General features: G+C 46.3%; 10 protein-coding genes. 8 read left to right on the top strand and 2 right to left on the bottom strand.

All coding sequences use genetic code 11. From position 1 onward, the window contains the following. The first annotated feature begins 18 nt into the window (after window positions 1–18). From S7335_RS17350 to S7335_RS17335, 4 genes are all read left to right on the top strand, one after another. Window positions 19–1,140, top strand: a complete 1,122-nt coding sequence (locus S7335_RS17350; protein ID WP_006453644.1) for a glycosyltransferase family A protein — start codon at window positions 19–21, stop codon at window positions 1,138–1,140. Window positions 1,141–1,203: 63 nt separating this feature from the next. Next, the gene (locus S7335_RS17345) at window positions 1,204–3,990 is read left to right on the top strand and encodes a glycosyltransferase family 2 protein (RefSeq protein WP_006455496.1); all 2,787 of its coding nucleotides are present in this window, start codon (window positions 1,204–1,206) and stop codon (window positions 3,988–3,990) included. Window positions 3,991–4,039: 49 nt separating this feature from the next. Beyond that, window positions 4,040–4,840 carry an ABC transporter permease gene (locus S7335_RS17340; protein WP_006453384.1) on the top strand — a complete coding sequence of 267 codons (801 nt, stop codon included), beginning with the start codon at window positions 4,040–4,042 and terminating at the stop codon, window positions 4,838–4,840. Between the two features lie 15 nt (window positions 4,841–4,855). Beyond that, entirely contained in the window at window positions 4,856–6,109 is a 1,254-nt protein-coding gene (locus tag S7335_RS17335; protein WP_006457541.1) for an ABC transporter ATP-binding protein, read from the top strand. Here S7335_RS17335 and S7335_RS17330 read toward each other — a convergent pair. Both S7335_RS17330 and S7335_RS17325 read right to left on the bottom strand, forming a co-directional pair. Next, window positions 6,081–7,106 carry an NAD(P)/FAD-dependent oxidoreductase gene (locus S7335_RS17330; RefSeq protein ID WP_006455033.1) on the bottom strand — a complete coding sequence of 342 codons (1,026 nt, stop codon included), beginning with the start codon at window positions 7,104–7,106 and terminating at the stop codon, window positions 6,081–6,083. The genes S7335_RS17335 and S7335_RS17330 overlap by 29 nt on opposite strands. 131 nt (window positions 7,107–7,237) lie before the next feature. Next, window positions 7,238–7,810: a peroxiredoxin gene (locus S7335_RS17325; RefSeq protein WP_006456605.1), complete on the bottom strand. Its 573-nt coding sequence runs from the start codon at window positions 7,808–7,810 to the stop codon at window positions 7,238–7,240. Window positions 7,811–8,165: 355 nt separating this feature from the next. Between S7335_RS17325 and S7335_RS17320 the strand changes: the two genes are divergently transcribed. From S7335_RS17320 to S7335_RS17310, 4 genes are all read left to right on the top strand, one after another. Continuing rightward, a complete protein-coding gene (locus S7335_RS17320) occupies window positions 8,166–8,582 on the top strand; it encodes a Fur family transcriptional regulator (RefSeq protein WP_006457425.1) in 417 nt (138 codons plus the stop codon). 312 nt (window positions 8,583–8,894) lie between these two features. Then, a complete protein-coding gene (locus tag S7335_RS29525) occupies window positions 8,895–9,059 on the top strand; it encodes a hypothetical protein (RefSeq protein ID WP_006456773.1) in 165 nt (54 codons plus the stop codon). 684 nt (window positions 9,060–9,743) lie between these two features. Next, window positions 9,744–11,207: a calcium-binding protein gene (locus S7335_RS27915; RefSeq protein ID WP_006455984.1), complete on the top strand. Its 1,464-nt coding sequence runs from the start codon at window positions 9,744–9,746 to the stop codon at window positions 11,205–11,207. A gap of 689 nt (window positions 11,208–11,896) precedes the next feature. After that, complete coding sequence (locus S7335_RS17310; protein WP_006457281.1) at window positions 11,897–13,270, top strand: DUF1800 domain-containing protein; 1,374 nt, start codon at window positions 11,897–11,899, stop codon at window positions 13,268–13,270. Window positions 13,271–13,346 lie beyond the last annotated feature (76 nt).

Below are 13,346 nucleotides of genomic sequence, written 5' to 3'. Positions count from 1 at the left end.
AGGAAACTCTAATCGTAAATGCATAAGTCTGTAGATAAAGAGTCTCTACTATCAGCAGAACCTCTAGTCTCTGTGATTGTACCGGCCTATAATGCAGAAACCTTTATCACCAGGACGCTAGCGTCTATTAGCGCTCAGACTTACCGCAATTTAGAAGTGTGGGTGGTTGATGATGGATCTAGCGATCACACATCCGCTATCGTTGAAGCCTTAGCACAGCATGACAGTCGAATTCAGCTTCTACAACAGCCTAATCAGGGGGTCGCGAACGCTCGAAATGTAGGGATTCGAGCAGCTAACGGAGTATTCATCGCCCCAATCGACGCTGACGATGTGTGGTGTCAAAATACATTAGAAAAACTGGTTGATAAGTTTCGTCTGCTAGCGCCACAAGCAGGCGTTGTGTATACCTGGTCGATAGACATTGATAAGCAAGGCCAGCCTACTGGTGGATTCCATGCTGCCAGGATTAGTGGAAATGTTTTGAAAACACTGATCTGCCATAACTTTCTAGGTAATGCTAGCTCCACGCTGATTCGAAAGACGTATCTAGATCAAGTTGGTGGCTACAGCACCGAGCTGAGGAACTGTGAAGCTCAAGGATGCGAAGATTGGGATTTGTACTTGCGTTTGGCTGGGCAGTGTGAATTCGAAGTAGTCCCAGAGTTTCTGGTAGGATATCGCAAAATTGCTAGCAGTATGTCTCAAGACTTCAATCAAATGGCTAGATCGCAACAGGTGATGCTGGCATCTGTTCAAAAGAAACATCCTCAGATTCCTAAGTACCTATATCGTCTTTCTAAGAGCAGCTTCTATCTTTATCTGGCGCAGCAGTGTAATCAAACAGGTTCCTTCCGTAAGACTCTTTCTTGGCTGCGCAGGGCTATCAAAACTGATCCTCTAGTACTGCTGCGACCAGGACTATATCTTCTACCGTTTCAAAGCTTGATTGGGCGACTAGATCGGAATGCTCAAAATCGACATACTCGAAAGTCAACTGACATATTTAGTCTTTCTTCATCTGAAGTGCCTTTGAATAGGCTTTTCCATGCAATTAACTCTACAAAAGTCCATCACCCAAAAGTTTCTCTCAAACTCTTTGTAGGGTCTGTGCTACATCGGACTTTATCGAAGATCTAGTAGTAACAAAATCTAGTCCCAGTCACAATAGCTGCATTTACTCCAGCCCCCAAGAATCTAATCATGTTACATCCTATAAAAGTTGTTGATATCGAACTTTCTGAACCTATCTCTACACTGACAGAACTTGCTGGTTATATGGGTGTTCAGGGACTGGTTCGACTGTATGGTGTACCACTTGGATACGTTAGAGCGCCAGTAACTCTGGGTGAATGTAGTGGGGCCACGCTTAGCGAGCTCATTTTAGCGCAGCTAGGTTCAGCAATTATCACTCAGCTCTTGAAGAATGGGTTGGCTTCTCCAAAGCAGCTAGAGTCACTAAAACTAGAAGAACTCATTGACTTGCCGCCAGTCGAATACGACGGTGAGTGGCCGCTCGTAACGATAGCTGTTTGTACACGTGATCGCCCTGAAGATATTCGGCGCTGTCTAGACGCTATCTCTCAGCTAGACTATCCTCAGCTAGATGTCCTAGTAGTTGATAACGCGCCTCAGACGGAAGCAACTAAGGCGTTAATCGCAGCCGACTATCCTCAAGTTCGCTATGTCCAAGAGCCTAATCCAGGATTGGACTGGGCCCGGAACCGAGCTATTCTAGAGGCTAAAGGTGAGATTATTGCCTACACCGATGATGATGTGGTGGTAGATGCGGGGTGGGTAAAGGCGATCGCTCAAGTCTTTGAAAACGAGAACGTGATGGCGGTCACAGGCCTGGTTGTTCCCTATGAGCTAGAAACCGAAGCTCAGGTCTTATTTGAAGCTTATGGTGGATTCGGCAAAGGCTTTGACTATCAAGAATACTGGGTGCCTGATGGGCAACCGATTCCCTGGTGGATGACTGGCGCCGGACAGTATGGCACGGGCGCTAATATGGCCTATCGACGATCTATCTTCAAAGAAATTGGCGGATTCGATCCGGCCCTAGATGTAGGCACGGTCACTAACGGCGGGGGAGATCTCGAAATGTTCTTCAGGGTCGTTGAAAGCAACAATCTTCTAGCTTATGTGCCTACTGCTATGGTGAGGCACTGCCATCGTCGTAGTTATGAGAAGCTAAAAACTCAGATCGCCAGCAATGGTATTGGCTTCTACGCCTATTGGGCCTGTGGTATGGCTTGCTATCCTGAATCTTTCTTCCAGTTTTTGACGATAGGTCTATATTGGTTTGTCTCCTGGCATCTTCGACGCGCTTGGATCTCTTTCAAGCATCCTACAAAGGTTCCAGCAGAGCTAGTCTGGGCAGAGCTGAAAGGTAGCTTTGTGGGGCTGTTTCGATATGCCAAAGCGCGGCGTCAGGTTGAGAAAGTAGCCAATGATGCCGATGATAATGAACGGAATTCTCAAAGTCCAGGACTTAGCCACATTGAACAATATAAACAGCGATTCCGTCGCCTGCCGGAGCTTACTCAAGAGCTAACTAAATCTACGGACCAGCCCTCTCAGGAATCACCTGACAAAAAGCAAGGTAAGCAAAAGTTAGTAGGCAGTATAGCTGTCCGTCACGTTCGGCTAGAAAGCTCACTACAGCCTATTACAGACGTTGAGCAGTACAGCCAGGTTCGCGTTTTCTTTTCGTGGCAAGGGCATCCCCTTTGCGCTAGAGATATTACAAATGGATATAAATCGATCGGTGTTAGTACTCTAGAGTACTATCTTCTTTCAAAGAGTGAGGATACCGACTCTCCAGAGACAATCCTTTATAGATTGCTAGATCTTGATCCTAACGACGATAGAAATCCTTACTATAGAGCCTACGCTGTGCTATCGGATCGCTACAGTGCCTCAGCTAATTTAGAGAAAACCAATTTAGAAAAAACCAATTTAGAAAAAACGAAGCTACCTAAAGGCGTTAAAGTTTCAATTAACCTAGCAACCTTCGATAGGCCAGACGATTTGCGTAACTGTTTGACTTGCTTGCAGGCGCAAAAGACTGATCGCGAAGTAGAAATTGTTGTCGTTGACAATCACCCAAGTTCAAACTTGACTCCGCCTATTGTTGCAGATTTTCCTGAGGTCAAGCTGGTGCGCGAGACGAGACAAGGATTAGCTTACGCACGTAATGCTGGATTCTCCGCTTGCACTGGCGATATCATCATCGCCACAGACGATGATGTGACTATTCCTGAAGATTGGTTAGAAAAGCTAGTGGCTCCCTTTGTTCGAGCAGATGTGATGATTGTGACTGGCAATGTCTTGCCACTACAGTTAGAAACGCCATCTCAGCAGTTTTTTGAAAAATACGGCGGACTGGGTAGAGGGTTTGTTTCCCAAGAAGTTAACGCTGACTGGTTCGAAGAATCTCCTCGCTATGCGATTCCTACATGGAGCTTGGGTGCAACTGCTAATGCTGCTTTTAGAGCCAGCATATTTTCAGTTGCTGAAATTGGTCTAATGGATGAAGCGCTAGGACCTGGCATGCCTTCTGGCGTTGGCGAGGATACCTATCTTTTCTACAAAACTATCAAAGCAGGCTATACGCTGCTGTACGAGCCTTCTGCCTATCTATGGCACAAACATCGCCAGGATAATAAAGCGCTACGCCGTCAGCTATATGGCTATAGCAAAGGTCATGTCTCCTATAACCTGACAACTTGGTTAAGAGACGGTGACTGGCGCGGACTCTATCAAATTTTTGTAGGACTTCCTACCTACCATGCTTATCGAATCGTCAAACTATTGCTACGAAAGAGTGATTACCCACTTTCTTTGATTTTGCTGGAAATCTGGGGCAACTTGGCGGGGCCGTGGTCGCTGTGGCGATCGCGTTTGCGCGTGAGCAAAGAAGGCCGCAGCGAATGGGTATCTCACGATGAAGAAACTAGTGACGCCTACATGATTCAAAGTCAATAAGGTTCAAAGTTAATAAGCCACTTCAACTTGCCAAAAATCGTGTTAGCTGATGAGCCCTCAATCTTCACAAAATAACTTGAGCCGTCGATGGCGCTTTCGATATCTCTGGGATCTGTTGCGATCGCTAGTTGATCGCGATATGAAGCTGATGTATAAGCGCTCTACGTTGGGCATTGCTTGGACTCTAATTAGTCCTCTGCTGCAGCTGCTGGTTTTTATCTTTGTTTTTCAAGTCATTATTAAAATTGATATTCCTCAGTATGCTTCTTACGTATTTACCGGACTGCTGGTCTGGAACTGGTTTCAGACCTGTTTATTTCAGGCGACCGGTGTCATCATCAACAGTCGTCCACTGATTCGACAGCCAGGTTTTCCAAACACAATTTTACCTGTCATCGTAGTCACTACCGGACTCATCCATTTTGTCCTAGCACTCCCCATCCTATTTGTTTTTTTACTGATTGATGGTGTGCAACTGACACCACTAATTCTACTTTTGCCGCTACTTCAGCTACTACAGTTTTGTTTAACAGTTGCTTTCTCATATCTTCTTGCTTCACTCAATGTCACCTTTCGTGACACTCAGCATACGCTAGGTGTTCTACTCCAGCTGCTGTTCTATCTCACACCCATCTTCTATGAGTCTGGTAGCATTCCTGATAGATATCGGCGACTCTACGAACTCAATCCAATGGTGCCTTTAGTCCAAAGCTACCGACAGATTTTGATTCAAGGTGAGCAGCCAGACTGGAGCGCTTTGATGATAGTGGCTGGCATGACGCTGATACTGCTACCCATTGGATACAAAGTATTCAAGCGACAAAGTTTGAGTTTCATAGAAGAAATCTAAGTAGAGGAGATTTGGATGGAAAGCGCTGTCTTCGTTGAAAATCTGGGTAAGCGGTTTAATCGCTATCATGCCAAGAAGCCAACTACTCTGATGGAAGCTGCGCTATCTGGTTTGCGGCAAGTCAAGCCTATTGAAGATTTTTGGGCGCTTAAAGGTGTCAGCTTTGAAGTGGCTGTAGGCGAGATGGTAGGCGTTATTGGCCACAATGGGGCTGGAAAATCTACGTTACTACAGCTGCTAGGAAAAGTCGCTCACCCTACCGAGGGCAAACTGACTATGCGCGGCCGGGTCGGGGCACTACTTGATTTAAGTGCCGGGTTTCATGGAGATTTGACTGGCCGAGAAAATGTCTTTGTCACTGCGATTGTTGCCGGACTACCCCGCTGTGAAGTTGCTCGCCGATTTGATCGTATTGTTGAATTTGCCGAGTTAGAAGGATTTATTGATAATCCGGTACGTACCTACAGCACTGGAATGATGATGCGACTAGCATTCTCAGTTGCAGTTCATACCGATCCTAATATCCTGCTAGTAGACGAGTTCCTATCAGTAGGTGATATCTCTTTTCAAACAAAGTGCTTGACTCGTATTACTCAAATGAAGGCGCAGGGCTGTGCCATCGTGCTGGTCTCGCACGATATTGACCAGGTAAAGCGGCTATGCGATCGCGCCTTATGGCTAAAAAAAGGCACAGTTAGAGCATACGGGGAACCAAATGCTGTCACAGATCAGTATGCTACAGACATGATGGCAAAAACTCAGAGGATTACTCCAAATCTACCTGAAACAACGACCCGCTCAGGAATTCCTTTGAGAACGAACGATAATCGATTTGGCTCTTTGAAAGTAGAAATCGTAGACGTTCGTGCTTTACCTAGCGACCTACTCACCACAGGCGATCCTCTCTGCATAGAGATCGACTACAAAAACGAGCATCGGGTAGACTCAGCCAACTTCAGTTTGTCTATTCATGGGCTAGACGGTCAGAAATACCTAGACGTCACAACATCAGATCTTACCCATACTGTTGTGCTATTAGAGCGCTCAGGTACACTCAGACTCTTGATCGACCGTCTAGATATAGCAGCTGGAGACTACTTTATTGATGTCGGTATCTATGAGAAAGAGTGGAGCTATGCCTATGACTCTCATAGCCAAGCCTATCCAATATCTGTTCAAAGTCGCTATGTATCCCAAGGAATTCTTGTCCCACCTATGAGGTGGGAGAGCGTATCCTCGCTTAGCGAGCAGCCACAGCGACTTCTTTAATGCTGTTTTCCTTGATGTTAGCTTCCCATTTACGAGGTTCGCTAGCACGGCGAATATTTCGCCATATCTGAGTGGCCGCTTTGGTACCATCGGCAACCGCGATCGTTACTTGATTCAGCCCTTGTTTTAGATCGCCAATAGCGAAGATGCGATCATGAGTTGTCTGAGTCATATTGTTGGTGACTAGATTCTCGCCATCCCAGGTCAATTCCTCAATCCCTTTGAGATAGTGATTGTGATAGATAGATCCCATACTGATCAGACCAGTAGTCGCTTCTACAGTCGTGCCATCAAGTAGGGTAACACCGCTTAGCTGATGGTTTTCCCCTTCAAATTTAGCAATCGGCGACTCGTAAAGCGGATAGCCATGATCAGCTAGCTTAGCCTTCATCGCTTCGCTAACAGGATATTTCCCATCAGTGAGGACGGAAATGTAGGGCGTAAACCAGTTCAGGACAAAGGCTGCGTTAATTTGCGCTTCTCTACCTGCGATCAGCACTGCCTTTTGATCCCACATATCAAAACCATCGCAGATCATACAGACATGAAGCGTATAGCCCGCGTAGTCGTAGACATTCTGCATATCCTCTAGCTTTGGCAGTACATCCATTACGCCCGAAGCTGCAATGACATACTTGCTGTGCAATCGATAGGACTTGCCGTTCTTTTTGCCAACCGTGACATCGATAGCAAACGTTTCGCCTTCGTCTGTCACATTTTCTACAAAAGCTCTAAGATGGTCAGCTCCCCAGCCGATCGCCTGCTGAGTTCCATGGCTTAAAATCTTAGCTCCTGGCATATCAGGATTTATACCTAGATAGTTACGGGTCTCTTGCATCCAAACCGATCGACCTCTTCCTTTCTCGATAACGAGGCACTTTAAGCCATAGCGAGCTAGGTAGATCGCCGCGGAAAGTCCTCCCATGCCGCCACCGACGACGACAGCATCGTATAGAGTATCTAGTTTTGTTTCGATGTTAGCGCTGTTGAGTTTCATAGAGGCTTTGCTCAGTAGTAGAAAGGACGAAAGGCAAGAAGAACCAGAAAGTAGGAAGGCATGAAACGAGACTATCGCTTGCTTATAGCTTCCTACTCTCATAGTTGAATTCAGCTTCAACCAAAGAACCCTTAACCAACAAACTCTTTGATCGCTTCAACCACGCCGGGTGCGTCTTCTCCTTTCAGATAGGCAAGCATTGTGTCTGCGTCAGAGACTTCAAAGGGGTCAGTAGGGCAGTTGTCACCCATATCGGGCTCACTGAAAATCTTTTCAATAGTCATGTCATTAACAAGCATGGAGTAGCGCCAAGAGCGCATGCCGAAGCCAATATTAGACTTATCGACGAGCATACCCATTTTGCGAGTGAACTCGCCGTTGCCATCAGGCAGTAGCTTGACCTTACTTGCTCCTTGCTGTTTGCCCCATTGGAACATCACGAAAGCGTCATTAACCGAGATACAGTAAATATCATCGACACCTTGTGCTTTGAACTCGTCATACAGCTCTTCGTAGCGAGGAAGGTGATTAGATGAGCACGTAGGTGTAAATGCGCCAGGAAGTGAAAAGACAATAACCTTTTTACCAGCGAAAATATCTTCGGTGGTAGTGTCTTGCCAACGGTAAGGGTTAGGACCTTCTACAGATTCATCGCGAACGCGAGTCTTGAAAACAACCTTGGGGACTTTATTATCGAGACTCATAAAAGCAAGCTCCTATTTAGTGATTAGCGAAAAGTTGAGTGCAGGTGAGCGTTTTGAAATGTTCAAACAAGGCAACCGACTAGCAGCTGGCTGCAAAGCTCAACTGCTAACTAGAGTAGATTAGCAGGTAGCTCTAAAAAGGCAGCTAAGACTAGGCGAGTTGACTATGAACTCATTGCACCTATCTAAGAATAGTTCTTATTTAGAAATTTATCAACTAAAGGAACTATAAATGATTACGGATCACTACGATCTAAATGGCGTTCTGGGAAGTAAGTGTTACATTTGTAGTATCGAATGCATAGTCTGGCTTTAGTCTTAGGCTATCTGCAAGTTGAGTTTGAGGAAAAGGCTTATGTCACAGCAAGCAGACGAAATTGTACAAACGCTGAAGTCAAAGCGTCTGCGGGTGACGCCTCAGCGGTTTGCTGTGTATGCTAATTTACTTGGTCGCCAAGACCATCCGACGGCAGAGCAGCTATTGAAAGATTTGAACCAGAATGGTCCAACCTCTTCTCAGGCAACTATATACAGTTCGCTGCAGGCGCTGCGAGATGTTGGCTTGATACGTGACGTACTGCTAGAGGAGGGAGTGTGTCGGTACGATGCCAACGTAGGACTACACCATCACTTTCGGTGCAAACACTGCGGTAGCATTGAAGATGTTCCCTGGGAGCAGTTTCAGCAGATGGACACAGCTCAGCTACGGAACGGTCTGAGGATGGAGAGCTATGAAGTAACGGTGCACGGAGTGTGCGATCACTGTCAATAGCCCAACCTTATTTTGGATTTGCTCGTACTAGCAATTCAGACCTACCTATGCTTTTGCGGTTAACGTTACCTACGTCGCTTACCAAACGGCCTGTAGCTAATGCCACTATCAATGCATTTTTGATACCGTCGAATACAAAGCCAACGTACGGACATAAATAAAGCTGTACTAATAAAGCCAATTTGCTATCATTCTATTTGTTTACAACTACAGCGGCCTGTTGACGCAGGCCGTCTTTCTTCATTTTTGCCTACTATCCTTGGCTTAGTGACTCATTTATCTGTCACTTGGGCGCATTGAAACTAGCTTCAGGTGGTTTGGCTCAACGATGAAGCAGGTGACTGGCGACTGTTCTTTGTTCGTTTTCCACAGCTAGCGGGCGGCGTTCTTCGCTTTTATCATGCTGCTGTCTATCTCCAGCAATCTGCCGAGGCCCAGAAAGACGGTAACTCCACACGCGTCACCGATGGGGCTTAAGTGGATTGGCAGTTCAAGAAACTAGGACTACCGATTGGCCCTGGGGTGGTGGAGAGTGCCTACATGTGGCTCATTCAGCAGCGGTTTAAGCAGGTGGGAATGAGCCACATGTAGGCCGGGATGGAATTATTTGCTGCCTCTGCGAGTCGCTAAGGTCAAACCTTTGCTTGACCTATTTTTTGTTCAGCGCTTTCTGGTTTGTTCACTGCTCTTTGGTGCTACCTAACATCTCTCTTAGCCGTAAGACACGCTCTGGCCACACTGGACCCCCTTTGGCTCTTGTCGCTGTCTACACGATCTCTGTCTACATGATCACACAGAGACAGCTTTCTTGCTGCGGCAGCACTATACCAAGAAGCAATTCTGTCGCACCGTCAGTTTATCGATCTTGTTTAGTGACCTGTGCTTGCTATCAGAATTTTCTTTGTTGATATCCTCTATCTAAAATAAATTCAATAGACGCTGTCTCTCGCTACCTTCCAACTTCCGCCAAAAGACTACAACAAAACTAACTAAGCCGCTATGTCTACTAGCGAGCCCTTTAGCTACAACATATGTGTTCTATCCTGTTTCATTTTGTTCTCAAGTTCTTCTCGATTGTTTAGCAATATCTCTTTGTGAGCAAAAAGCTATTAGCTGAACGCTCCTACAGAGTTTCGCAATTCATGATAATAAGGAGCCAACATGGCAAATATCGAGGGTACTGAAAACAACGACTTTCTTGCTGGAACGAAGAACAAAGACAATATCGAGGGTCTAGGTGGTAACGATGTCATTAACGGACTAGGTGGCAATGACGACATTCAGGGCGGTGACGGCATTGATGTTCTATTTGGGGGCAATGGCAATGACTTTTTAGAAGGCAATCGAGGCACCGACTTCATGTTTGCCGGTAGCGGCAACGACATCATGGAATGGGACGACGGTGACGGCAGCGACATCATGGATGGCGGCAATGGCTACGACACTGTCAATGTCAATGGCTCCCAAGAACAGGGCGACGAATTCACTTTGCAACAGAGTGGTTCCCAAGCTATTTTCGATCGGCTCAACCTTGTGTCTTTTAATCTCACTGTTGAAAATTCGGAAGTCTTCAATATTGACGGTAAGGGCGGTGACGATAGCTTGGTGGTAGGCGATCTGTCCCACACGGCCGTTAGAAAGGTAGTTTTCTCTGGGGGTGATGGTAACGACTCATTAGATGCGCCCGATACCGATACGGAGATTAAAGCATATGGTGGCGATGGAAATGATTTCCTTGCTAGTGGCAGCAATGATGATCTGCTCAAAGGAGGCCGGGGTGACGACTTCCTGCGAGGTAGAAGGGGTACCGACATCATGCGAGGTGGAAGTGGCAATGACATCATGGTTTGGGCCAATGGTGACGGTAGCGATGTTATGAGCGGTGGCGAAGGTGTAGATATTGTTGCTGTTCAAGGGGCGCTGGACCAAGGCGATCAGTTTACGCTTAGACAGCAAGGCAACAAAGCTATTTTTGATCGCCTGAATCTAGTGCCTTTTAGGCTGAGGATTGACACCTCGGAGATTATAGTTGTTCAGGGCGAAGGCGGTAACGATAGCCTCGAAATTAGCAATCTATCAAATACCGATGTTCAGCTTGTTCAGTTCTCTGGTGGGTTTGGTAGCGATGTCCTCGATGGTAGACATGCTCGCACTACTATCAACGCTAGTGGAGATGAAGGCCGTGATCTGTTGCTCGGTGGCCGCGCCAACGACAACCTAGATGGCGGTGATGATAGGGATATCATTGCTGGCGGTCGCGGCGACGATATTCTCACTGGAGGCTCTGGCGGTGATGCATTTGTCTTTAGCTCTGGTAGACGCTTTAAGACTAAGGACTTTGGAATTGATGTGATAACGGACTTTGATGGAGCCGAGGGCGATCGCATCATTCTTGATCAGGCAACTTTCGGTAACATCACAGCCTCAGATATTGCGATCGTCGCCAATGACCAAGCCGCCAGTACAAGCAGTGGTTTGATTACTTACAGTCGAAAAACTGGCAACCTGTTCTTCAATGAAAATGGAGCAGCCGCTGGTTTAGGAAAAGGAGGACAGTTTGCAACGCTTTCAGATTCAGGTTTAGGAATCAGCGACGTTGCGATTGTCGCCGAGTTTGTATTCTAAGGTTGAGTAACGAAGATCAAGTAATGATAAGAGTAGGCTTTGCAGGTATGACCAAATTCAGATATGAATGGTCATACCCGCAAAGCCTCAGACTATCTGCCAATTCCGTTGGCTTACCCCCATATTGTTCAACCTAGTGAAGTTCAAGCTGTAGAAACGTGAAGTCCTCAGTGCCTATCGTGCTTGCACTCGTATGCACAAGAGCTTGACTCTGCCGCTTGCAGGTAGTCTGCGACAGTAATTTTATGGCAATATTTGTGGCAGTAACTTAGAGATAAAACAATTAGAGATGACAGCCTATGACAATGCAAGACATATAATGATTTTGCGATAGATCAGCACATCTTAACTTCAGCATGAGACTTCAGCATGAGTGAACGTATGACTTTGATCCCAACAAAATAAAAATGTGCTCACAATGTGCCAATGATCCTTAGTAGATACAGGGTTCGGGCTTACGTACTTTGACTCTGAGTTGAATGTATAGTCACATTGAGACAATCAAGATTGCTAATAGTTTGCGTCTGAAAGTAGCGGCTGACGACCTTCTTGAGGTGTGTGAATGAGTGTGTGAAAGTTGAATGAAGATCTATTGATTTAGACAGTAAGTGAGCAGCTATAAAGTGAAGTCGAAAATAACTCGCTAGAATGAGCGTGCTCCTACTTTCAATTTTTAGGTTGGTCTTGCCGTGAATGATTCGCAAAAGATTACCCATGCTATTGAGCGCTTAAGTTTGGGTGCTCGGCCAGGTGATCGCGTCCAGGTAGAGCAGATGGGTGTAGAAGCTTACATTCGCCAGCAGCTGAACCCAGACCTAGCAAATGAACCTGCCTCACTCACTCAAAGGCTTAGCCAACTGCCTCTGATTGAACTTTCGCCAAAAGAGTTGTTCAAGTACAACGGCGTACCCAAAAAACCAACGAATGAAGAGCGCAGCGCTGCGAAACAGCGTCGGATAAAAGTCGCTAATCAAGCTGTGAAGGCTCGGCTGCTACGTGCCCTAGAAAGCCGTAACCAACTACATGAAGTCATGGTGAACTTTTGGTTTAACCATTTCAACGTCTATCTCAAAAAGGGTCAGGTGCGGCTGATGATAGGCTCTTATGAGCATATGGCCATTCGCCCTCATGCGCTGGGCAAGTTTCGCGATCTGCTTGGAGCGACGGCTAAGCATCCAGCGATGTTGTCTTATCTAGACAATTGGCTAAACACCTCACCGAACAGTCGACGCGGTAGAAAAAAGAAAGGTGGGCTCAATGAAAATTACGCTCGCGAGCTGCTAGAGCTACACTCGATGGGCGTTGATGGTGGCTACACTCAAGCCGACATAGAAAACTTGACTCGGATATTGACTGGCTGGAGTATTGCAGGAGGACAGGGTAATTCACACGAAAGTGGCTTTCGATTTGAGTCTAATCGACACGATCCTACTGACAAAGTATTTTTAGGCCAGCGAATTGTTAGCAATGGGGTAGAAGAAGGTGAACTTGCCCTAGATTTAATCGCTCGCCATCCTTCAACCGCTCGCTTCATCAGCCACAAGCTAGCTCAGCACTTTGTTGCAGATGAGCCACCTGCTACTTTGGTCAATCGGCTAAGCGAACAATATCTATCCAGTGATGGCGATATTCGAGTAGTACTCTCTACCCTCTTTGAGAGCGATGAATTTTGGTCGCTAGAGTACTACCAACAGAAGTTTAGAACGCCTTATCAGTATTTATTTTCTATGGCTAGAGCTATCGGGCTAGCCTCTCCACCTGAAGAAACCCTCGGACGCTTATCGGGTGGACTACAAAACTTGAGTATGCCTCTCTACGAATGTCGTCCGCCTGATGGATACGCTCAAACAGAATCAGCTTGGCTAAATGCGGATGCGATGATGCGTCGCACTAGCTTTTCTACTGCCGTTCATAAGCTTAAAGATGACAGGCCGAGTATGGATGCTTTGCTTGCTACGCTAGGCGATCAGTTTTCTGATAATACGTTGCAGGTGGTGAAAAGCTCACCTAAGGGGATACAGCCAACTTTAATTCTGGGCAGTCCAGAAATGATGTATCGCTAGAAGTTGAAACAATAGAGTTCTTAAGCGCCAAGTCACGGCTGAGTTCCCACAACGACCAACCTCTTAACCAGAGTTC

The organism is Synechococcus sp. PCC 7335, from assembly GCF_000155595.1.
GTDB lineage: Bacteria > Cyanobacteriota > Cyanobacteriia > Phormidesmidales > Phormidesmidaceae > Phormidesmis.
The sequence above is the reverse complement of the archived record's forward strand: the minus strand, read 5'-3'. Positions and strand labels throughout refer to the sequence as shown.